Origin of the sequence: Acutalibacter muris, assembly GCF_002201475.1 — a bacterium.
Taxonomy (GTDB): Bacteria; Bacillota; Clostridia; order Oscillospirales; family Acutalibacteraceae; genus Acutalibacter; species Acutalibacter muris.
Genome location: NZ_CP021422.1, coordinates 64,549 through 86,919, shown reverse-complemented (window position 1 = coordinate 86,919; position 22,371 = coordinate 64,549). Strand labels below are relative to the sequence as shown.

24 protein-coding genes are annotated in these 22,371 nt (G+C 57.8%); 17 read left to right on the top strand and 7 right to left on the bottom strand.

The window, feature by feature from the left end; translation table 11 throughout:
* The first annotated feature begins 141 nt into the window (after window positions 1–141).
* From ADH66_RS00395 to ADH66_RS00375, 4 genes are all read left to right on the top strand, one after another.
* The gene (locus ADH66_RS00395) at window positions 142–372 is read left to right on the top strand and encodes a hypothetical protein (RefSeq protein ID WP_066537121.1); all 231 of its coding nucleotides are present in this window, start codon (window positions 142–144) and stop codon (window positions 370–372) included.
* 38 nt (window positions 373–410) lie between these two features.
* Window positions 411–602 (top strand): hypothetical protein, encoded by a 192-nt coding sequence (locus ADH66_RS00390; RefSeq protein WP_066537122.1) that lies wholly within the window; start codon window positions 411–413, stop codon window positions 600–602.
* 33 nt (window positions 603–635) lie between these two features.
* Window positions 636–827: a hypothetical protein gene (locus ADH66_RS00385; protein ID WP_066537124.1), complete on the top strand. Its 192-nt coding sequence runs from the start codon at window positions 636–638 to the stop codon at window positions 825–827.
* Between the two features lie 303 nt (window positions 828–1,130).
* Complete coding sequence (locus ADH66_RS00375) at window positions 1,131–1,325, top strand: ribbon-helix-helix protein, CopG family (RefSeq protein ID WP_066537130.1); 195 nt, start codon at window positions 1,131–1,133, stop codon at window positions 1,323–1,325.
* 45 nt (window positions 1,326–1,370) lie between these two features.
* On the opposite strand, the gene ADH66_RS00370 is transcribed toward ADH66_RS00375, so the two are convergent.
* From ADH66_RS00370 to ADH66_RS00345, 6 genes are all read right to left on the bottom strand, one after another.
* Window positions 1,371–3,068 (bottom strand): phospho-sugar mutase, encoded by a 1,698-nt coding sequence (locus ADH66_RS00370; RefSeq protein WP_066537133.1) that lies wholly within the window; start codon window positions 3,066–3,068, stop codon window positions 1,371–1,373.
* Window positions 3,069–3,189: 121 nt separating this feature from the next.
* Window positions 3,190–3,918, bottom strand: a complete 729-nt coding sequence (ymfI, locus tag ADH66_RS00365; protein WP_066537135.1) for an elongation factor P 5-aminopentanone reductase — start codon at window positions 3,916–3,918, stop codon at window positions 3,190–3,192.
* On the bottom strand, window positions 3,915–4,643 hold the full coding sequence (locus ADH66_RS00360) for an RsmE family RNA methyltransferase (protein ID WP_066537136.1): 729 nt from the start codon (window positions 4,641–4,643) through the stop codon (window positions 3,915–3,917). Before ADH66_RS00360 ends, ymfI begins: the two co-directional genes overlap by 4 nt.
* Before the next feature lie 4 nt (window positions 4,644–4,647).
* Window positions 4,648–5,310 (bottom strand): orotate phosphoribosyltransferase, encoded by a 663-nt coding sequence (gene pyrE / locus ADH66_RS00355; RefSeq protein ID WP_066537138.1) that lies wholly within the window; start codon window positions 5,308–5,310, stop codon window positions 4,648–4,650.
* A 30-nt stretch (window positions 5,311–5,340) separates the two neighbouring features.
* Window positions 5,341–6,129, bottom strand: a complete 789-nt coding sequence (locus ADH66_RS00350; RefSeq protein WP_066537140.1) for a class I SAM-dependent methyltransferase — start codon at window positions 6,127–6,129, stop codon at window positions 5,341–5,343.
* A gap of 3 nt (window positions 6,130–6,132) precedes the next feature.
* Entirely contained in the window at window positions 6,133–7,089 is a 957-nt protein-coding gene (locus ADH66_RS00345; protein WP_066537150.1) for a ComEC/Rec2 family competence protein, read from the bottom strand.
* 190 nt (window positions 7,090–7,279) lie between these two features.
* On the opposite strand from ADH66_RS00345, the gene ADH66_RS00340 reads away from it, so the two are divergent.
* Window positions 7,280–7,807, top strand: a complete 528-nt coding sequence (locus ADH66_RS00340) for an AAC(3) family N-acetyltransferase (RefSeq protein WP_066537151.1) — start codon at window positions 7,280–7,282, stop codon at window positions 7,805–7,807.
* Window positions 7,808–7,856: 49 nt separating this feature from the next.
* Here ADH66_RS00340 and ADH66_RS00335 read toward each other — a convergent pair whose 3' ends face one another.
* Window positions 7,857–9,680, bottom strand: a complete 1,824-nt coding sequence (locus ADH66_RS00335; protein ID WP_066537153.1) for an S-layer homology domain-containing protein — start codon at window positions 9,678–9,680, stop codon at window positions 7,857–7,859.
* 228 nt (window positions 9,681–9,908) lie between these two features.
* Here ADH66_RS00335 and ADH66_RS00330 point away from each other — a divergent pair, with 228 nt between their 5' ends.
* The 12 genes from ADH66_RS00330 (at window position 9,909) to ADH66_RS00280 (ending at window position 22,249) form a co-directional block, all read left to right on the top strand.
* On the top strand, window positions 9,909–10,646 hold the full coding sequence (locus tag ADH66_RS00330; protein WP_066537155.1) for a JAB domain-containing protein: 738 nt from the start codon (window positions 9,909–9,911) through the stop codon (window positions 10,644–10,646).
* 15 nt (window positions 10,647–10,661) lie between these two features.
* Window positions 10,662–12,659, top strand: coding sequence for an excinuclease ABC subunit UvrB (gene uvrB / locus ADH66_RS00325; protein ID WP_066537158.1), 1,998 nt, complete (start codon window positions 10,662–10,664; stop codon window positions 12,657–12,659).
* Entirely contained in the window at window positions 12,656–12,850 is a 195-nt protein-coding gene (locus tag ADH66_RS19730) for a hypothetical protein (protein ID WP_084384340.1), read from the top strand. The genes uvrB and ADH66_RS19730 overlap by 4 nt, the downstream gene beginning before the upstream one ends.
* An 18-nt stretch (window positions 12,851–12,868) precedes the next feature.
* Entirely contained in the window at window positions 12,869–13,909 is a 1,041-nt protein-coding gene (locus tag ADH66_RS00320) for a GrpB family protein (protein ID WP_066537161.1), read from the top strand.
* A gap of 10 nt (window positions 13,910–13,919) precedes the next feature.
* Window positions 13,920–14,453: a nitroreductase family protein gene (locus tag ADH66_RS00315; RefSeq protein ID WP_066537164.1), complete on the top strand. Its 534-nt coding sequence runs from the start codon at window positions 13,920–13,922 to the stop codon at window positions 14,451–14,453.
* Window positions 14,454–14,456: 3 nt separating this feature from the next.
* On the top strand, window positions 14,457–14,855 hold the full coding sequence (locus tag ADH66_RS00310) for a nuclear transport factor 2 family protein (RefSeq protein WP_066537166.1): 399 nt from the start codon (window positions 14,457–14,459) through the stop codon (window positions 14,853–14,855).
* A complete protein-coding gene (gene uvrA / locus ADH66_RS00305; protein ID WP_066537169.1) occupies window positions 14,852–17,680 on the top strand; it encodes an excinuclease ABC subunit UvrA in 2,829 nt (942 codons plus the stop codon). Before ADH66_RS00310 ends, uvrA begins: the two co-directional genes overlap by 4 nt.
* Before the next feature lie 11 nt (window positions 17,681–17,691).
* Window positions 17,692–17,874 carry a hypothetical protein gene (locus tag ADH66_RS00300; protein WP_066537171.1) on the top strand — a complete coding sequence of 61 codons (183 nt, stop codon included), beginning with the start codon at window positions 17,692–17,694 and terminating at the stop codon, window positions 17,872–17,874.
* Window positions 17,875–18,008: 134 nt separating this feature from the next.
* The gene (locus ADH66_RS00295) at window positions 18,009–18,641 is read left to right on the top strand and encodes a GyrI-like domain-containing protein (RefSeq protein ID WP_066537173.1); all 633 of its coding nucleotides are present in this window, start codon (window positions 18,009–18,011) and stop codon (window positions 18,639–18,641) included.
* A 2-nt stretch (window positions 18,642–18,643) separates the two neighbouring features.
* On the top strand, window positions 18,644–19,414 hold the full coding sequence (locus ADH66_RS00290; RefSeq protein WP_066537175.1) for a hypothetical protein: 771 nt from the start codon (window positions 18,644–18,646) through the stop codon (window positions 19,412–19,414).
* A 165-nt stretch (window positions 19,415–19,579) separates the two neighbouring features.
* A complete protein-coding gene (rpsO, locus tag ADH66_RS00285) occupies window positions 19,580–19,843 on the top strand; it encodes a 30S ribosomal protein S15 (RefSeq protein ID WP_084384606.1) in 264 nt (87 codons plus the stop codon).
* Between the two features lie 213 nt (window positions 19,844–20,056).
* Window positions 20,057–22,249 carry a polyribonucleotide nucleotidyltransferase gene (locus tag ADH66_RS00280; protein WP_066537176.1) on the top strand — a complete coding sequence of 731 codons (2,193 nt, stop codon included), beginning with the start codon at window positions 20,057–20,059 and terminating at the stop codon, window positions 22,247–22,249.
* Window positions 22,250–22,371 lie beyond the last annotated feature (122 nt).

The window sequence follows — 22,371 nt, the reverse complement described above, 5'->3', positions numbered from 1 at the left end:
CATTGAATTTTGTGGAAAACCAGGGTATAATTAGCATAGATAACAGAAAGGGAGGGCTCAAAAATGGGCCGAGCAGACAGCCAGTTGAAAGCGTTGGAGGATAAATAAACACGCCTGCATACAATTAAGGAGGTCTGTTATATGTTGAATATCTTCAGTGATCTATGGAATATGTTGTATGAGTGGAATTCTGATTTGGTATACTTCGTTTTAATGGCGCTTGGCACTGTCGTTCTTTTCATCGTGGGCGGGCTGCTTATGCACTGGGCATTTGGCGGAAAGAAAGCAGACCAAAAGAAGAACGACAAGCTCTTTGAGACAACGGCCTTTTTAAACGCCGTTCGCCCGACCCTGCCCAGAAAATTCCGCTGAAAATATAAATAAAATACAAGTCAAAGGAGGCCAGACGTATGTTTAGCATCGGTTCGTTTATTTTAGGCGTCCTGATCGTGCTCGCCGTAATAGGCGCGGGCGCGGCGGTACTCTGGCTCGTGTTTGGCCGGAGGAGGAAGGGCGAGGACAAGGCCATAGGTGTGATGGAGCAGATGGCTCATTACAAGGCCACCAGCTCTGTGGACGCTATGCAGAGGAGGATACGGTAAGAAAAACTGGCCCTTAAGGAGGTTTGGGCGAATATGAATATGCTTTTGACCCTTCTCGGCTGCCTGGGAGTTTTCCTGGGGATCGTGGGCATTGCCGCGCTGGGGTTTTGGCTGGCCTATGGCCACAAGAAAAAGACGGAGGACGAAGCCATCGGCCTCTTTAGGCCGATGGCCATATATAAGGCATCCTCGTCCAACCTTTTCAACGTGCCCCGGCACAGATAGCAGACCAGCGGCTATTGACCGCAGAAAATTGAGAAAACGCCCGCCGGGGCTTCCCGGCGGGTTTCTTTTTATGTATAGGTCCCGAAAGAAATGCAGGCTGGGCCTCCGTCGCCGCCGTACAGGACCATGGCCAGCAGGACCAGTATCATGAATAGGATAGGCAGCAGCTTTTTTAGGGTTTCCATGCGCGCGTTCATCTCCGCTTTAAGTTTAACTATAAATATATAGTGTATTAAGACTATATAAGTATACCATAGATAAAACCTCCCTGTCAAGGTACAATAACCCTTAGAGGTGATTTCTATGCCGGAGGAGATAAAGATAACAAAAAAGCGGCCGCGCCGGGGCGACGACGGGCATAAAATAGTGTCGGTGCGCATGAAGGACGAGACCATCGAGCGCCTGGACGCTCTGGCCGAAAAGACTAACCGTTCCCGCAACGAGCTTATCAATATGCTGCTGGACTCTGCGCTGGATATCGTAAAGGTTGAGGAATAAGAAAAGAGCCCTCCCAGGCGGGAGAGCCCTTTTTATATGCCGTTCTCAGATGCCCAGCAGAGCCGGCACGGCGTCCTTCATCTTCTGTATGACAGCTTCACTGTCCGCGCGGGTGGCGCCCTTGCCGGAGAGGTATATCTTTATCTTCGGCTCGGTGCCCGAGGGGCGCACGATAAGCTTGCAGCCGTCCTCCAGGCGGTACTCCAGCACGTTGGACTTTGGCAGGTCTATCACACCCTCCTTGTCCCCATAGGACTGGGAGGTCTTATAGTCGCTGCGGCCCGTTACCTTCGTACCGGCAATCTCAGCGGGCGGGTCGTTGCGAAGCTTATCCATGATGCCGTTCATGGTTTTCATGCCGTCCTCGCCCTCGAAACCGAAGTTCATCAGGTCGTTCTTATAGTAGCCGTACTTCTCGTAAAGGGCGTTCATGGCCTCCACCAGTGTCATACCTTTGCCCTTATAGTAGGCCGCCATCTGGCAGATGAGCATACTGCCGTCCACAGCGTCTTTATCGCGCACATAGCCGCCGGAGAGGTATCCATAGCTCTCCTCAAAGCCCAGGAGATAGCTGTCGGCGCTGCCCTCCTTCTCCTCAAGCTCAGCTATAATGTCGCCGATATACTTGAAGCCGGTAAGGCACCTTCTAAGCTCCACGCCGTACTCCTTGGCAATGGGGTCCACCATGTCGGTGCTGACGATGGTGGTCACGGCCACGGGATGGGCGGGCAGCTTTCCCTGCTCCTTCTTCACTCGGGCAATAAAGTCCAGGAGCATTATGCCCACCTCGTTGCCGGTCATGAGCACATACTCGCCCTTCTGGTTCACGGCTATGCCCACCCGGTCGCAGTCGGGGTCTGTGGCCAGGAGCAGGTCCGGCTGTACCTTTTCGCAGAGTTCAAGGCCCTTCTGCAGCGCTTCCCGGATTTCCGGGTTCGGGTAAGGGCAGGTGGGGAAGTTTCCGTCCGGGTTCTCCTGCTCGGGAACCACCGTCACGTCCTTCACGCCTATCCTGTCAAGTATGCGCTTAACGCACATCAATCCGCTGCCGTTGAGGGGAGTATAGACCAGCTCCAGATTTGACGCGTCCACCTTCAGATTCTCAGCATAGACGCTGTCGATAAACGCGTCCACGGTCTCCTCGCCGATATACTCTATAAGTCCCTTGTCTATGCCCTCCTGGAAATCCAGCTTCTTCACGTCCGCGAAGATGTCCAGGGAGTTTATCTCGTTCATAATGCCGTCTGCCATGTCCGCCGTCACCTGGCAGCCGTCGGAGCCATAGGCCTTATAGCCGTTGTACTTGGCGGGGTTATGGCTGGCGGTGACACAGATGCCAGCGTCGCACTTCAGGTGCCGCACGGCGAAGCTCAGGGCCGGTGTGGGCATCAGCTGGGGATAGAGGTACGCCTTTATGCCGTTGGCAGCCAGCACCGCCGCGGACTGCTGTGCGAAGGCCACGCCCTTAATCCGGCTGTCGTGGGCAATGGCTACGGACTGGGGTTTGCCGTCTGCGTGTTTTAAAAGGTAGTTTGCCATGCCCTGGGTGGCCTTGCGCACGGTGTAGACGTTCATGCGATTGGTGCCCGCGCCGATAACGCCCCTTAGACCCCCGGTGCCGAATTCCAGGTCCCGGTAAAAGCGGTCGTTTATCTCCTCGGGCTTATCCTTGACGGACTCCAGCTCGGCGGTAAGGTCCCTGTCGTCCAGGTCCTGGGCGAGCCATCTCTCAAACTCTGTCATGCTGTATCGTCCCTTTCCGTTTGTTTCTGTTCGATTTCGGGAATTTACCTATATTTTACCTCAAAAGCTCTCCATAGTCAAGACATTTCTGCGGGACGGCAGGGCCTATGGCCGGGGCCGCTCACATCACAAACCCACCGTTCACCCCCAGGGTCTGCCCGGTGATAAAGCTGTTTTCCCAGAGGAACACCGCCGCCTTTGCCACCTCCTCCGGGGAGCCTATGCGCATAAGGGGAGTGTCGTCCCTCAACGCCTCCATATCCTCCGGGGAGAGACGTCCGTTCATGGGCGTGTCTATCACCCCCGGGGCGATACAGTTTACCCTTATGCCCGAGGGCCCCTCCTCCCGGGCCAGCGCCTGGGTCAGCCCGATGACGGCGGCTTTCGAGGCTGAGTAGGCCGCCTCGCAGGCCGCGCCCTGCTGGCCCCACATGGAGCTGATATTTATTATGCACCCGGCCTTCCTGCGTATCATGGGCCCCAGGGCCCGGCGGCAGCAGAGGAACATGGAGGTAAGGTTCACGTCCATCACCCTCTGCCAGTCCGAAAGGGTCATGTCGGTAAACAAGCCCTGCCAGGAGATACCGGCGTTATTCACCAGCACCGTCACCGGCCCGAAAGCCTTTTCACCTTCGGTAAAGATCTGCTCGACCTGGGATTCTACTGTCAGATCCGCCTGGAACACTTCGGCGCTCCCTCCCCTGTCCGCAATAAGTCCTGCCGTCCCAATGACGGACTCCCGGTTAGAATTATAGTGCAGGACCACCTTGCAGTCCCTCGCCCCAAAGGCCAGGGCTATGGCCCGCCCTATGCCGCCGGAGGCCCCGGTGACGAGCACGTTCTCCCTCACGGCTCCATGTCCCCCTTCTCATAGAATACGGCGGAAAGCGCCGTTATGGGCGCGGTCTCCGTTCTCAGTATCCTGGGTCCAAGGCTCGCTATCCTTGCCCCCAGTTCCCCGGCCAGGGCCGCCTCCTCCTCTGAGAAGCCTCCCTCCGGGCCGACGAACAGGAACAGTCTGTCCCCTATGCCTCTCAGGCAGGAGCGAAGTCCCCTCGCAGCCCTCTCATAAAAGAAAAGTATATCTCCGGCGCTCTGGGCCGTCTCAAGGGCCCTTCTCAGGCCGGCCGGCTCCAGGACCTTCGGGACAACGCCCCTGCCGCTCTGCATGGCGGCCTCAAGGGCTATCCTTTGCAGGCGCGAAAGCTTCTTCTCCCGGGACTTTTGGTCCCATTTTGCGACGCAGTACCGGCTCTCTACGGGCCATATCTCATACGCCCCCAGCTCCACGGCCTTCTGCGCCACCGTCTCCAGCTTGTCCCCCTTTGGCAGGCACTGGCAGACGGTCACTTTTGTCCTGGGCTCGCCCCGGCTGGGAGTCCCCGCCCCTACGTCCAGCAGGAGGCTGTCCCCCATATTCTCCCGAACGGTGCAGGGGAAGTCCGTCCCCCTGCCGTCGCAGAGGGTGACGGCTTCGCCGGGCCTCAGCCGCAGGACCTTCGCCCCGTGCCGCCCGGCTTCGCCGGAGAGTATGTACCGGCCTGCGGGTATGTCGTCAACAAAGAATCTTGGCATATTCTTACGGCAGTATGCAGTAGCGGTCCATATAGCCCTCCATGGCCTTGCAGAGGGCCGGGTCGCCGTTTTCCCTCAGGTAGTCGTACACGTCCACAACGTTGACGATGGGGTGGACCTTTGCGCCGAACTCCTCCTCCACCTCCATAATGGCGGTCCTGCCCGGAGTCTGGCCCACCTCGCAGCGGTCCACGCTTATGAATATATGGGGTACGCTTATCTCCCCGCAGGCCCTGAGGAGGGACATACTCTCCCGCACGGCGGTCCCGGCAGTTATAACGTCCTCGATGATTATCACACGGTCGCCGTCCTTTGGCTTATATCCAACGGTGCTGCCGCCCTCGCCGTGGTCCTTTACCTCCTTGCGGTTATAAAAGTAGGGCTTGTCTATATGGTGCCCAGTCCAAAGGGCACAGGCACAGGCCGCCGCCAGGGGTATGCCCTTATAGGCGGGCCCGAACATTGCGTCAAACTCCCCGCCAACGGTATCAGCCACCATTCCGGCGTAATACTCCCCAAGCCTTGAGAGCTGGGCTCCGGTACGGTACATACCGGTATTGACAAAATACTGTGTGTTCCGCCCGGACTTGGTGACAAACTCCCCGAAGCGCAGCACCTGCGCGGAGAGCATGAACTGGAGAAATTCCTTTTTCTTTTCGGTCAGCATGGTTTTGGCTCCTTTACTTATTGATTTAAATTATTGGCCTGCGGGCTTCCTCGCCAACTCCAGGTCCACTGTATAGTACACGGTCATCACGCCGCCGTGGCGCTCTATAGCGTCGTATATCCCATGAAACAGACCCTCGCGGCTCTGGGGCTCAAGGGACATATGGTCAGGATAGGTGCGCAGAAGGCCCATATACTCTCCGGCGGTAAAGTCCTTTGTGAATTCGTACAGATGAAACCTTGCATCGGTAAATCCGTACTTTTGGGGGACAGCCAGAAGCCTGCCGCTGTCGGAACGCGTCAGCGGCCTGTACTCCCCCTTGCCGCCGTTCATGTGCCGCCGGTAGAGCTCGTATACCTCCCCGGTAAGCTCCCGCCGCCCCCTGTCGGGCCCGGCATGATAGGCGAAGCGGGCAAAGGTGCCGCCCGGGCGCAGCAGGTCATATACCCGCCTATAGCCATACTCCTCTGGTATCCAGTGGAAAGCCGTGGCGGCGTACACTAGATCAAAGGCATTATCCGGGCAGTCATAGTCCTGAAGGGTCAGCCCCCGCAGGTCCAGGTTCTCATATCCCCCCAGCCGCTTTTTGGCAAGGTCCCCGAGGTTCCCGCCCGGCTCAAGGCCCGTAAGGCTGCACCCCGTCTCCAGCACCGGCCCCGAAGCCTTCCCTGTACCAAGGCCTATCTCCAGTACCCGGCTGCTCTCGTCTATAGGACAGTAGGCGAAAATATCACTGTAGAGCTCCGGCGGGTACTCCGGGCGGGCCAGGTCATAGCCCTCTGCCTGCCTGTCGAAGTTTCGCTGAAATTCAGTGGGCATAGTTCAGTCCTCCCTCCCCTTCACAGAGTCAAGGCCCGTGGTGAAGTCTATGCTGCCGCCGGTGCTCTCGGCCAGTATTGTGCCGTCCCTGTCCGTGCGGTAGGTGGTTATATTTTTATCCTCCAGCTTCTTTACGGTCTCCCGGTGTGGGTGGCCGTAGCGGTTGCCGGCCTCACAGCTTATGACTGCGTAAAGAGGGTCAACGGCCTCCAGAAACTCGTCGGAGGTGGAGGTCGACGAGCCGTGGTGCCCGCATTTAAGTACGTCCGAGCGCAGCATATATCCGTCCTCCAGGATTATCTCCTCGCTCTCCTCCTCCGCGTCGCCGGTGAACAGGAAGGAGCTCTGGCCGTACACTAAGCGTATCACTGCCGAATAGTTGTTGGCCCCCTCCCAGTCCGCGTCCACCCTGGGAGACATGACCTGGAACTGTGAGCCGGGAGGCGACTCGATTATGGCGTCCTCGTGCAGCTGGTTTATGGTCAGCCCCTTGTCCAGGACCGCGTCCAGAAGCTTCTCATAGGCGGCGGTGGTGGGGGCCTTGTCCTCGGGCATCAGGGGCATATATATGGCCCCTATCTCAAAGCGCTGGACTATCCGCGCCATGCAGCCCATATGGTCCGTGTGTGGGTGGGTGCAAACCAGCGCGTCCAGGCGTTCTATGCCCAGACCCTTTAAATAATCCGTAAGCCCGTCGGCATACTTGTACTCGCCGGTGTCTATCAGCATATTGAAGTAGCCGGTCTCTCCGGGGAGGCGTATGAGCTCGCTGTCCCCCTGGCCCACGTCCAGGAAGTAGACCTGCAGCGGTTCCGCTGTACCGCCCTCCGGCAGGGGAACTGAGTCTACTCCCTCCGGCGCGCCGCCCAGGTTTATCCGGCTGGAGAGCAGGAACAGGACTATCAGCAGCACAAGCCCGCCCACGGGGCCCAAGGTGTACTTTGCCTTTTTTCTGTTCATTGGGTGTCCTCCTATCTGTATTTCCGCTTGGAATATTATAGCATGGATACCATGGATTTGAACAGCCCCAAAAAATTTTAAAAAAATTCAAATTGCTATTGACTTTGGTTTTAGCAAAATGTTAGCATTTTTTCGTGATCACAACACTATATAACATATCTGCCGCCGGCGGTGGGAAAGGAGTTTACCCATGACAGAAAAGGATCAGCTTCTCCATGACCTGAAGGCCCTGGGAGTAAAAGAGGGCGACGCTGTGCTGGTGCACTCGTCCATGAAAGCTCTCGGGACAAAGCTCACCCCGGAGGAGGTCATAGACGCGTTGCAGGAATCCGTGGGGGAAAAGGGCACGCTGCTCATGCCCGCCCTGACCTATGAGAACGTAAGCGGGGAACACAGGGTGTTCGACAGCGGCTCCACCCCGCCCTGCATAGGACTTTTGCCCACAGTGTTCTGGAAACAGCCTGGAGTTGAGCGCAGCCTGCACCCCACCCATTCGGTATGCGCCAGGGGCGCTTTAGCTCACCGGCTAACCGTGGGCCACCAGATGGACGACACCGCCGTAGGCCCCCACTCGCCCTTTATGCAGCTGGCTGTAGTAGGGGGGAAGCTGCTGTTTATCGGAGACATAATAGACGCACGTGCCCTGCTGGCCGTGGGGCTCATGGAGATGCGCATAAACCCATACGCCTTTGTGACGGATATCTCAAAGTGGATATGACAGGAAAAGCTCCCCATATGGGGAGCTTTTCCTTTTACATATATTTCTCTCAGTGGCAGCCGCGCCGCTCGCACATATACTTAGCCGTGGGGTCCGTGGGATCCCAGGTATGCCAGGAGGGTATCTTCAGCCCGGCGGGCTTCTTCAGGGGCCCGGAGGTCTCTGTGGCAGAGATAAACACATGGGTGCCCAGGGCGCAGTTATCGTATATCCACTTTGCGTCCTCACAGTTCAAGCGTATGCACCCCAGCGACCGGGTAGTTCCCAGGTTATTGTACTCGCCGGACCACATGGTATAGTTGTTCCTCAGATCGTTTGGCACCGAGTGGAACAGATAGCTGTCGTATATCTGTGTGCACCACTGGGCCCAGCTGCCGCCCACCATTTCCAGCCAGCGGTAGCGGGCGGGGGTATAGTAGTCGCCGGTGGGTGTGGGGTTTCCGCAGGAAACCAGCATGGAGCGCACGGGGATGTTATATTTCCCGGAGTCCTCCTTTGCGAATATTATCAGATAGTTGGCGGGCTTATATACCTTTATATAGTACGGACCCTTTACCACGCCCAGATTCGATATATCCTCCACCAGCTCGCCGTTTTTATAGTATCGCTTCCATTTCCCCTCGGTGAAGAAGCCCGTGGCCCCGGCCCCGGTCCTGTCAAACCAATACTTCACACCGCCGATGGTCTGTGCGCCACGCAGTGCCATGCCGTTGGAGCCGATATAGTAGCGCTTGCCGCCGCCGCTTATCCAGCCGCGCTTCTTCGTGGCCTCATATCGGGTATAGTCCGTCCACTGCTCGCCGCCCTCCTCGGTGGCGGTAAATTCATGGTCGGTGGCCGCTTCTATGATATTTCCATAGGCCCAGTGCTCCGGGAACACGTCGCAGAAGCTCCGGGTCCCGGGCTTGTTCTCTATGTCCCCGTCAGGCTGGCGGCCCAGCATATTATTTAGGATAATAACGGCCTCTGCCCGGGAAATCTTATCGTATGGGCGGAACTTGCCGCCAGCGTCGCCCTTGATCCAACCCTTGGCATAGGCAGAGGCAATATACGCTCTGGCCCAGTGGGTTTCCGACACGTCGGCAAAGGGACATTCGGCCTCCACAAGGCTGTCACAGGCGGCAGCCATTTTCACAAACTCGGCCCTGGTAATATTCTCCCTGGGGGAGAATTTGCCGTCCTCCCGGCCGCTGGCAATTCCTAACGCGTTCACCCTCCCCACGGACTCCGCAAACCATTCGGTGGGTTTAACGTCCGTAAAGTCCGCCGAATAGTCGAAATCCTTTTGGCGCAGCAGGTTGCTGAACAGGGTGGCGGCCTCGGCCCTGGTCAGGTTTCCTTGTATGTTGAATATCTCGTCGGTGATACCGTGGATATACGCCTTATGCTCGTCGGTGTTCATCAGGGCGCTGACGCTGCGCTGGAGCTGGGCCTTATACACGGTGTCGCCGTTAATGTCTGTCTCCATCGGGTCAACAAATTCTCCGGCCTCATTGAGCCAGCCGGTGACAACATAGCCCTGCCAGGAATATTCCTCCGGGATATCCGGGACGCTCTCGGGCTTCATGCCGGGGACCGCGATTTGGGTCACCGTGCCGAAATCGCCGAAGTCAAAGATCACCGAAACATTGCCGCACTCCGGCGGCTCATCAGCATCATCAGTGGAGGAACCGGCGTCAAGGGCCGCGCCGTCAGTATCCACAGCGCCGGTATCCTCGGCAAAGTTATCCAGTCCGCCTTCCTCCGCCGTTTCAGCGGGGGCCTCGCCGACATCGGCGGCAGCGGACAGGCCAAGGCAGCCGGTGATCAGCAGGCAGCACAGCAGAAGGGCCAGCGCGCGCCGGATATTCTTGAGAGGGCCAGAGGTTTTCATAGGTACAACTCCTTTTATATATGGTGCATGGTATGGATCATTATACTATAGGTCCCAGGAAAAATAAAGATGTAGAATGCAATTTTTACCGATATTTTTCATGGTGAAAATATCGGTTGCTTTTAGCCGCTTATTCAGTTTATAATTTAGTCTGTAATATGCTTCGGCACTTGACAAAGAAACATATGTTTGTTATGATAGAGAGACTACGAGAGGAGACCTATTCTAATGGCTTCAAAAAAGAAAAAGCCCAGCCCAGATGAGGTCCGCCGCAGGCAGCTTCTCCGTGCGGCCCTGGAATACCTTATGCCCCCGGAGCAGGCCGAAAAAGCCGCCCAGTCCATGTGGAGGACCTGGGGAAGTCTCGGAAACATCGCCTCTGCGCCCGAAGGGGAGCTGGCTGCGGCCGCCGGCGAGAACGCCGCCCGTTATCTCCGCCTTACGCTGGAGCTGGCCAGGGCCCGCCTTGAGGAACAGACAGACGACGTTAAAAGAGTGGCGGACAAGCAGACGGCGGTGGAGCTGTTCCTGCCCATGTATCTTGGCCGCCGCACGGAGGCCGTAGGGGTCCTCCTGCTGGACAGCGGCAAGCGGGCCATATACAAGGGAATCGTCTGCGAGGGCGCTGTCAGCGCTGTGCCCCTTTATGTGCGAAGGCTGGTGCGGCTGTGCATAGACTACGACGCGGACAGCTTTCTGCTGGCGCACAACCACATCAGCGGAAGCGTGCAGCCCTCCAAGCAGGATATACTGACTACCAAACAACTGGAGCTGGCCCTTGGGTGCATACAGGTCCGGCTAAGGGACCACATCATACTGACAGAACGGGACCAGTTCTCATTTTTCGAAAGCGGCCTGCTCCGCACTATGTCAGAGGACAGCTTGGTGGAACGGCGCATGGAGCTGGCCGGGACCATAGAGCTGGCGGACCAGTTGGAGAAGACCGGCCTGGCCGGCTTAGAGTAGAGGGAGGGACACGCAATGGATTTTAAGCTTTCATCAAAATTTCAGCCCACAGGCGACCAGCCGGAGGCCATAGATCGGCTGGTAAAGGGGGTAAGCTCAGGAATAAAGGAGCAGACTCTTTTGGGCGTCACCGGCTCGGGCAAGACCTTTACAATGGCAAACGTCATAGCAAGGCTCAACCGCCCCACTTTGATACTGGCCCATAACAAGACCCTGGCCGCCCAGCTCTGCTCGGAGTTCCGGGAGTTTTTCCCGGAGAACGCGGTGGAATACTTTGTGTCCTACTATGACTACTACCAGCCCGAGGCGTATATCGTGCAGACGGACACCTATATAGAGAAGGACAGCGCCATAAACGACGAGATAGACAAGCTGCGCCACAGCGCCACCTGCGCCCTCTCCGAGCGCCGGGACGTGATAATCGTGGCCTCGGTCAGCTGCATATACAGCCTTGGGGACCCAATAGATTACAGGACCATGGTGATATCCCTGCGCCCTGGGATGGAGAAGAACCGGGACGACCTATTAAGAAAGCTTGTGGAACTCCAGTATGAGCGCAATGATGTGAACTTTATCCGCAACAAGTTCCGGGTCCGCGGGGACGTGGTGGAGATCTTCCCCGCCGAGTCCAGCGAGAAGGCCGTGCGGGTGGAGTTCTTCGGGGACGAGATAGAACGAATAAGGGAGTTCATACCCCTTACCGGCGAGGTCACCGGGGAACTGAAGCATATAGGCATATACCCGGCCTCCCACTATATCGTGCCGGGCACAAAGATGGAGACAGCTATAGCTAATATCTATGACGAGATGGAGAAACAGGCGGCCCGCTTCAAGAGCGAGGGCAAGCTGATAGAGGCCCAGCGCATCGAGCAGCGCACAAGACACGACATAGAGATGCTCTCTGAGATAGGGTTCTGCAAGGGGATAGAGAACTACTCCCGGGTGCTCTCGGGCCGCGAGCCGGGCAGCGCGCCCTTCACCCTTCTGGACTACTTCCCCGAGGACTACCTGCTCTTTGTGGACGAGAGCCACGTGACCCTGCCCCAGGTGCGGGGTATGTACGGCGGGGACCGGGCCCGCAAGCAGATGCTGGTGGACTATGGTTTCCGGCTGCCCTCGGCCTATGACAACAGGCCCCTGAACTTCGACGAGTTCTACTCCCACATAAACCAGGCCATCTTCGTCAGCGCCACTCCCGGTGACCTGGAACTGGACAAATCCGCCCAGGTGGTGGAGCAGGTCATAAGGCCCACGGGGCTTCTGGACCCCAAGGTGACGGTGAAGCCCACGGACGGCCAGATAGACGACCTTATCTCGGAGATAAACCTGCGGGTGGAGAAGCACGAGCGGGTGCTTGTGACCACCCTCACAAAGAAGATGGCCGAGGACCTTACAACTTATCTTGAGAATTACGGCATAAAGGTGAGATATATGCACCACGATATAGACACCGTGGAGCGCATGGAGATAATACGCGACCTTCGCCTGGGCGAGTTCGACGTGCTGGTGGGCATTAACCTTCTGAGGGAGGGCCTGGACCTGCCGGAGGTCACCCTTGTCGCCATACTGGACGCCGACAAGGAGGGCTTTCTGAGAAGCGGCCGCAGCCTTATCCAGACCATCGGCCGCGCCGCCCGGAATGCCGAGGGCCAGGTGATAATGTACGCCGACCAGGTCACCCCCTCTATGGAATACGCCATAACCGAGACCGAGCGTAGGCGGGCCATACAGGAAAAGTATAACCTGGACCACGGCATCGTGCCCAAGACCATTACAAAGGACGTGGCGGAGATACTTGAGATCTCCACCCATAAGGAGGACGGCAAGAAGAAAAAGAAGCACTACACTCCCGCCGAGCGCCAGGAGCTCATAGAGAAGTACAAGAAGGAGATGAAGGCGGCGGCGAAGCTCTTGGAGTTCGAGCACGCGGCGTATCTCAGGGACAAGATAAAGGAGCTTGAAGGACAGGGCGCGGGACACGCGCCGGTGCCCAGAAGGAGAAGGGGACAATGACAAAGGGAGAAGCCGTGTGGAGCACGAGACTGTATCCGGGCAGTGGCTGTGGGAGGACAAAAGCCTGGAGCGCTGGTTCACCCTATCTGCACCTGTGGCTGCCTTGCCCGCGTAATGAGGAGGGGCTTGCAACTCTGAGAGAGTGGCTGCGCACCGGGGAGCTGGAATGGCGGTGCAGAAAGTATCTTTGAGCATAAGGAGAACAGATAATGGGCAAAAAGTTAAGTGAAATGACCATTGAGGAGCTCTGGGAACTGTTCCCCATATTCCTTACGGAACATCAGGACTGCTGGGCAGAGTGGTATGAGGAGGAGGCGGGGATACTTCGCGGAATACTCCCGCCCGGCCATGAGCTGCACCATGTGGGCAGTACGGCCATAAAGGGCATATGGGCCAAGCCCATCGTAGATATCTTGATAGAGGCCCCGGACATGGGGGCGCTGAATACTGCCGGCGAAGCGCTGAAAGCGGCGGGATATATCTGCATGTCCCGGGGCGAAAACAGGGCGGACTTCAACAAGGGCTACACCCCCGACGGCTTTGCGGAGAGGGTGTTCCACCTGCACCTCAGGCTTATTGGCGACCACGACGAGCTGTACTTTAGGGACTACCTCAACGCGCACCCGGACATAGCGAAGGAGTATGAGCATTTAAAGCTGGGGCTCTGGAGGGAGTATGAGCACGACCGGGACGGGTACACCCGGCAGAAGGGGGATTTTGTCGCGGAGCATACAGCGCGGGCGAAGAAGGAATTTCTCGGGCGGTATATTTCCTCGGAAACCCTTATCCGCGAGACACTTCCGGCTGATACTCAGGAGAGTGTGCTGAAGCTCCTGGCTTATCTGCGCGCGGAAGGGACGGCCTTTGAGAGGTGCGGCGGCTATTGGGCCGGGCAATACTACTGGAGGATATCGTACCTCAATGAGCCGGTATTCTATCTGCTCATAAACGGTGCAGGGGCCGAGGCCAGATTCGCCCCGCTGACGGTCTGGACGGACGACAGCGGCTCTCCATGGTTTGAGGACGTGCCGCTGGATGACCGGGAGAAGGAGCTTTGCCGGGAGCATGTGAATATCTGCGAGGGCTGTGGGTCATGTCATGGGGGTACTGATAGAATGATCTGCGGCAGGGAGTTTGAGGACGTGTGCCGCACCGCTTTGCGGTTCGTAAATCCCGGCCCACAGGAGCTTGAGCTGCTGGGGAGGCTCGCAGGTCTCAGGCTCGCGGATATCGGCCAAAATAAAATATAAGGAGATAAGCATGGACATACTTGAACTGATACTTTCAAGGAGGAGCTACCGGGGCCCCTATGAGAACGCTCCTGTCCCACGGGAGGACCTCTGCCGGATAATGGCGGCTGGCCTTGCCGCGCCCTCGGGGTGCAATAAGCAGACGACCAGCCTTATAGCCGTGGACGACCCGGAGCTGCTCTCAAGGCTTAAGGGCGTTATCGACCCGCCCATAGCGGAGACGGCCCCCGCCGCCATACTGGTGCTTGCCCGGGACATAATCGCCTATAGGGACCGGTGCTACAGCGTGCAGGACTACTCGGCGGCGATAGAGAATATGCTGCTGGCCATAAAGGCGCTGGGGTATGAGAGCTGCTGGTATGAGGGGCATATCACGGACGAGGACAGGATAGACCTGAAGCTGGCGGAAATATTGGGCGTGCCGGAGGAGTACCGTATAGTATGCTTCCTGCCGGTGGGCAGGGCCGCCGGTAAGCCGGGCGCGGGGCCGAAGAAGAAGGCTTTTGAGGAACGGGCATGGTTCAACGGGTTTGGAGGGGAATAGGCAATGGAACAGGAAAAATATGGACAGAGGGAAGCGCTGATAAGAGAATACTTCCAGTGCTGGGTGGAGAACACGCCGAAAAGGCTGCCGGAAATCTTCGCCCCGGGGATAATATACAGCGAATGCTACGGCCCGGAGTACCGGGGGATAGGGCAGGTAAAACGGTGGTTTGAGGACTGGCACCAAAAGGGCCGGGTGCTTGAGTGGAGGATAAAGGGCTTCCTGCACCAGGGGGGCCGGACGGCGGCGGAGTGGTATTTCCGCTGTGACTATGACGGGGAGGCGGACTTTGACGGCGTGTCCCTCATTGATTTTGACGAAAGCGGCAGGATATGCCTCTTAAAAGAGTTCCAATCGAAAGCTGAGCATGAGTTTCCTTATGGGAAGGATGAGATAAAATGAGCCTTGACAAAATAGAAGTCCGCGGGGCCCGGGAGCACAACCTTAAAAACATAGACGTGACCATCCCCCGGGACAAGTTAGTGGTGCTGACGGGCCTTTCCGGCTCGGGCAAGTCGTCACTGGCCTTCGACACCATATATGCCGAGGGCCAGAGGCGGTACGTTGAAAGCCTGTCCTCTTACGCCCGGATGTTCTTGGGGCAGATGGAAAAGCCGGACGTGGACAAGATAGACGGCCTGTCCCCGGCCATTTCCATCGACCAGAAGACCACCTCCAAAAACCCACGCTCCACCGTTGGGACGGTGACGGAGATATACGACTACCTGCGGCTTTTGTACGCGAGGATAGGCATACCCCACTGCCCCGTCTGCGGCCGGGAGATAAAGCAGCAGACTATAGACCAGATAGTGGACCAGGTGCTGGCCCTGCCGGAGAAGACCAGATTGCAGGTGCTGGCCCCGGTGGTCCGGGGGCGCAAGGGCGAGCACGTGAAGGAGTTCGACGCGGCAAGACGCGGCGGCTTCGTGCGTGCCCGGGTCGACGGCCTGTTATACGACCTTAGCGAGCCCATACAGCTCAACAAGAACCAAAAGCACAACATTGAGATAGTGGTAGACCGATTAGTGGTGCGGGAGGATATACGCTCCCGCCTCGCGGACTCCCTCGAGGTGGCCTCGGGGCTCACCGGTGGCATGGTGATAGTGAACGTCATAGACGGCGAGGACATCACCTTCTCCCAGAACTACGCCTGCCCGGAGCATGGGGTCAGCGTGGACGAGCTTACCCCCCGGAGGTTCTCCTTCAACAACCCCTTCGGAGCCTGCAAGAAGTGCACTGGCCTTGGGGTGTTCATGCGCATAGACCCGGCTCTGATCCTCCCGGACAAGAAGCTTTCCATACGCAAGGGCGGGCTCAAGGCCAGCGGCTGGGCCATGGAGGGCAGCACCATCGCCACCATGTATATGCAGGGGCTTTCCGAGCACTATAAGTTCTCCCTGGACACTCCTATCGGCGACCTGCCCAGCGAGATAGTGGACGTGCTGCTCTACGGCACGAAAGGCGAGAAGATAAAGCTCACCCGCATGGGCGAGTACGGCAAGGGCAGCTCCTATATGGCGGCCTTCGAGGGGGTCATCAACAACCTGGAGCGCCGCTATAAGGAGACCTCCTCCAACTGGATAAAGGCCGAGATAGAGACCTATATGAGCGCCGTCCCCTGCGACGAGTGCCACGGCAAGCGCCTGTCCCCGGAGAGCCTGGCTGTCACCGTGGGCGGGGTGAATATCGCGGACTTCTGCGACAAGTCCGTTACAGAAGCTTTGGAGTTTGTGGGGGCCCTGGAGCTCACAGAACGGGAAAAGCTCATCGCCGCGCCCATTGTGAAGGAGATAAAGTCCCGGCTGGGCTTTCTACAGAGCGTAGGCCTTGAATACCTGACCCTGTCCCGGTCCTCGGGGACCCTGTCCGGCGGCGAGAGCCAGCGCATACGCCTTGCCACACAGATAGGCTCGTCCCTGATGGGCGTACTGTATATTCTGGACGAGCCCAGCATAGGCCTGCACCAGCGGGACAACAGCAAGCTTTTGGGCACCTTAAAGCACCTTCGGGACCTGGGCAACACGGTGATAGTGGTGGAGCACGACGAGGAGACCATGCGGGAGGCTGACTATATCGTGGACATCGGCCCGGGGGCCGGAGTGCATGGCGGGAAGGTTATATACTCCGGGCCGGTAAAGGGCATCATGAAGTGCAAGGAGTCCATCACAGGCCAGTATCTGAGCGGCAAGAAAAAGGTGGAGATACCAGAGACCCGCCGCTCGGGCAACGGCAAGTTTTTGGAGATAGTGGGGGCCAGCCAGAACAATCTCCGGAACGTGGACGTAAAGCTCCCTTTAGGTGAGTTGGTGTGTATTACCGGCGTGTCCGGCTCTGGGAAATCCTCTCTGATAAACGAGATACTCTATAAGAAGCTGGCGGCCGAGCTGAACCGCGCCCACACCTTCGCGGGGAGCCATAAGGAGATAAGGGGCCTTGAGCACCTGGACAAGGTGATACAGATAGACCAGTCCCCTATCGGCCGCACCCCTCGGTCCAACCCGGCCACCTATACGGGACTGTTTAACGACATCCGCGACCTCTATGCCAGCACCCAGGAGGCAAAGCTCCGGGGCTTTGGGCCGGGCCGCTTCAGCTTTAACGTAAAGGGGGGCCGCTGCGAGGCCTGCCAGGGGGACGGCATCATAAGGATAGAGATGCACTTTCTGCCGGACGTGTACGTGCCCTGCGAGGTGTGCAAGGGCCACAGGTACAACCGGGAAACCTTAGAGGTGAAGTACAAAGGCAAGAGCATATACGACGTGCTGGAGATGACCGTAGAGGAGGGCCTGGACCTCTTCAGGGACCTGCCGAAGCTGAACCGCAAGCTCCAAACCCTGTTCGACGTGGGCCTGGGCTATGTGAAGATAGGCCAGCCCGCCACCACCCTCTCCGGCGGCGAGGCCCAGCGGGTGAAGCTGGCCACGGAGCTCTCCCGCCGGCCCACGGGCAAGACCATCTACATCCTGGACGAGCCCACCACCGGCCTGCACATCGCGGACGTGCACAAGCTCATCGAGGTATTGCAGCAGCTGGTGGACAAGGGCAACTCCGTGGTGGTCATAGAGCATAACCTGGACCTGATAAAGACCGCCGACCACATCATCGACCTGGGCCCCGAGGGGGGCAACCGGGGCGGCACCATAGTGGCCCAGGGCACTCCCGAAGAGGTAGCCCTGGTGGAGGGGAGCTATACCGGGCAGTATCTCAGGCCGCTTTTGGGAATATGAAGGGAGGCTCTATGCTGCGCAGAATAACGGTCTTTGACGCCATTGACCAAAGGCAGCTTATGGATATATACCAGGAGAGTAATAAAGAAAACGCGATGGAATTCTACCATGAAATGCCGCGGGCAGATGCCGTAAGGAGGACGGCCCATATAAGCTCTGTGATTGTGTGCATAAAAATAATGAAGCTTCGCTGAAAACCCATGAAAAGTGCGGGTTTAAAATAGTGTCTCAGGAGGGGTTCAATTATCTTTTGGGAACACAGAACAGCCGTACTTACGGGCTGCAATATTCCTGGCCGCCGCCAGGCTAAACTAGAGGAGAATATCTTATGCCATTTGACTTCAAAAAGGAACAAAAACGGCTCTATTTGCCCCCGAAAACGCCCGAAATAGTCACAGTTCCGCCCATGAATTTCGTCGCTGTGGACGGCCGGGGCGACCCCAACGAGGAGGGCGGCGAGTACAAGCGGGCACTGGAGGTGCTGTACGCAGTCTCTTACACGCTTAAGATGAGCTATAAGACAGACTATAAAATACCCGGCTTTTACGAGTACGTGGTGCCGCCCCTTGAGGGCTTTTGGGTGCAGCCGGGAGTCAAGGGTTTTGACTACAGCGACAAGTCCTCTCTCCTCTGGACCTCGGCGATACGGCTGCCGGATTTTGTGCGGGAGGAGGACTTCGCCTGGGCCGTTAGTGCCGCTGAGAAGAAGAAAAAGCTGGACTGCTCCCAGGCGTATCTGCTGGCCCTGGACGAGGGGGTATGCGTGCAGATGCTCCATCTGGGGTCCTATGACAGCGAGCCGGAGCCGGTGGCACGCATGGACGCTTACATAGACGAAAACGGCTATGAGAACGATATGGCGGGCGATAGGCGGCACCATGAGATATATCTCAGCGACCCGCGCAAGACTTCGCCGGAGAAGTGGAGGACAGTTATACGGCACCCCATAAGGAGGAAATAATTATGAGCGCATACCGCACCGCTATAGAGACAAACTATCGGATGATAAAGGGTGAAAATATTGCTGAAAATGAGCGTGAGGCTATCGTGGGAGAGCTGCTTGAGGCGGCGGAGACGGACCCCGCCATGCCCACAGGCAGCCGCGCGATGTATCCGGTATTCTACATTCCCCCGCAGGGCGTGAAGCTCCAAAGCCTTATGGCCCAGATACCAAAGACAAAGATACTGGCCGGGAACATGTACGAACTGGAGATACTGCGGGTGCTGTGTTTGCTGGCCCCGGAGGACCCCCGGGTGGTCTTTATGCGGGACGCGACCCTGGAGCGCCTGAGGTCCACCTGCTTCGGCTGGGAGGACGACGGCGTGGGCGAGTGCTTCGACGCATCTTTGATAGTTCTGCGCTTTCTCTGTGCCGCCGCGCCGGAGGACAGGGAGTGGATAAAAGGCCGCATAGAGAACTATAACCGCCACGCGGACGATAAAAAGCGCCCCTGGTTCCCCCTCTGGTACTTCTGGCTCTGCCTTTCGGAAATGCCACTGGAGCTGGCTCTGCCGGAAATAGAGCGGCACCGGGAGGAGCTTGAGAAGAAGCTCCGGCGCAGCTATGTGATGAACAGCCCCCAGGACCGGGCGCTGCACCCCCTGCTGATATGTATGCTGAGAAACCTCATGTCCCGGCTGCCAGAATACGCCTGGCTAAGCGGCCGGCTGGTGCTCCTGAACCCGAAGGACGGGCGGGCGCGGCTGGATATGGAGGAGGTAAAGACCGCCTGAGAATATTTTTCTAAAGCCCCAAAAGTCAGGCTTTACAAACCCGGTAGAGTGTGCTAAAATATCATGAGTACCCTTCCCTCGGATACCGGCTTCACCTGCCGCAGCCATTGGCTGGGCCGCCGTAGCCTGTGGGTGGGGCGAATAATTGTAGAAAAGGTGATAGAAATGACCAAAGCAGAGAAGACCGAAATTATCCAGAAGTACGCCCGGCACGAGGGCGACACCGGCTCCCCCGAGGTACAGATTGCCGTGCTCACAAAGCGTATAAACGACCTTACCGAGCACCTGCGCTCGAACCAGAAGGACCACCACTCCCGCCGGGGCCTGTTGAAGATGGTCGGCCAGCGCAGGAGCCTTCTGAACTATCTCATCAAGATAGATATCGAGCGCTACCGCAGCATCATCGCCGAACTGGGCATCCGTAAATAAGAACGCGACATCTGTCCTGAACTTTGAGCGGGGGCGGCGGCGGGCTCTCGGGCTTTGCCGCCGTTGTTCGTTCATATCAGGGATAAAAAAGTGCCGCCAGGCACCTGTTTTACAAACAGACTCCCCGCTGCGGCGGAGGGCCTGTTTGTCAAACAGGGCCGCGGCAAAAAGAAACTGCCCCTTTATTTGAGAGAAGGGGAGAAAGGGTAAATTATGTTTGAGAACTTTAAACGCTATGAGACCGACTTTGCCGGGCGCCCCCTGGTGATAGAGACCGGCAAGATGGCCCAGCTTGCAAACGGTGAGTGCCTGGTGCGATATGGCGACACCGTCGTGCACGTGGCCGCCACCGCCTCCGCGAAGCCCCGTGACGGCATCGACTTCTTCCCACTTTCAGTGGACTTCGAGGAAAAACTCTACTCCGTGGGCAAGATACCGGGCTCGTTCCTCAAAAGGGAGGGCCGCCCCAGCGAGAAGGCCACTCTGGTATGCCGCATGATAGACAGGCCCATACGCCCCCTGTTCCCCAAGGATATGCGCAACGACGTTGCTATCGTCTGCACCGTCATGTCCGTAGACCAGGACTGTTCCCCGGAGATCGCCGCCCTGGTGGGCACCTCCATCGCCCTGACCATTTCAGATATCCCCTGGAGCGGGCCCATATCCGGCGTGTCTGTGGGGCTTATCGACGGCCAGTTCATCATCAACCCCGACGCTGAGCAGCGCAAGCTTTCCCAGATGGCGGTGACAGTCGCCTCCACCACCGAGCGTATAGCCATGATAGAGGCCGGGGCCAATGAAGTCTCCGACGAGGATATGTACAACGGCATTATGGCCGGACACGAGGCGAACCAGCATATTCTGGAGTTTATAAAGGGCATACAGGCTGAGATAGGCAAGGAGAAGTTCGAGTACCCCAGCAACGAGCCCGAGCCGGAGATGTTCGAGGCCATCAAGGCCTTTGCCGAGGACGACGTGCGCGCCGCCATGGACACCGACGACAAGACCATAAGGGACGCAAGGCTGCGCCCCATATACGAGAAAGTGCACGAACGCTTTGACCCGGAGTACCCGGAGCAGGAGGCGAAGATAGACGAGTGCATGTATAAGACCCAGAAGTACGTGGTGCGCCGCTGGCTTTTAGACGAGCAGAAGCGGGTGGACGGCCGCGGCATGGACGAGATGCGGCCCCTGGCGGCAGAGGTCGGACTGCTGCCCAGGACCCACGGCTCCGGTATGTTCACAAGGGGCCAAACCCAGGTGCTCACCGTGGCGACTTTGGGCTCCATAAGGGACAACCAGCTTCTGGACGGCATAGACGAGGAGGAGAGCAAGCGCTATATCCATCACTATAATTTCCCCTCCTACTCCGTGGGCGAGACCCGGCCCAGTCGAGGCCCGGGACGGCGTGAGATAGGCCACGGAGCTCTCGCAGAGCGGGCTCTGGTACCAGTGGTGCCGGGGATGGACGAGTTCCCCTATACCCTCCGACTGGTGTCCGAGGTGCTCAGCTCCAACGGCTCAACGTCACAGGCCTCCATCTGCGGCTCGACCCTGGCCTTGATGGACGCGGGCGTGCCCATCAAGGCCCCTGTGGCGGGTATCTCCTGCGGCCTTATCACCGAGGGGGACCGCTGGATGACCATGGTGGACATCCAGGGGGTTGAGGACTTCTTCGGGGACATGGACTTTAAGGTGGGCGGCACCAAGAAGGGCATAACCGCCATACAGATGGACCTGAAGATATCCGGCCTGCTGCCTGAGATGGTGAAGGAGGCCCTGGAGAAGACCCATAAGGCCAGGAACTATATCATAGACGAGATAATGCTCAAGGCCATACCAGAGGTGCGGCCCGAGCTGTCGCCCTATGCGCCTAAGATGCTTTCTATGCAGATACCCGTCGACAAAATCCGAGAGGTCATCGGCACAGGCGGCAAAGTCATACAGAAGATCTGCGCCGAGTGCGAGATCACCATGGACGTGGAGGAGGACGGCCATGTGTTCATCACCGGCATTGACCTTGAGAAGTGCCGCCGGGCCATGGACATTGTGGACACCATCGTCAACGACCCGGAACCGGGCAGCTACTATAACGGCCGGGTCACAAGGCTGATGGACTTCGGCGCCTTTGTGGAGATAGCCCCGGGCAAAGAGGGCCTTGTGCATATCTCAAGGCTGGATATCCGGCGCACAGAGAAGGTTACGGACGTGGTGAACGTGGGCGACGTGGTAAAGGTAAAGGTACTGGAGATAGATGATAAGGGCCGGCTGAACCTATCCAGAAGGGACGCGCTTATCGACTTGGACGGCGCGGTGCCCGAGAACGATATCAGCGCGGACAGGCCGCCCAGACGCGACCATGACCATGACCGCAGGCCGCCCAGAAGGGACCACGACCGCAGATAAAAAGCTAAGGAAAAAGTTTCGCCCGCCTTTTCAAAGGCGGCAGGGTGTGGGGCAGAGCCCCACGGTCTTGCCGTAGTGCGCGCCCTGTGCGCACGAAGGCCATAAATATACTTCACAAAATA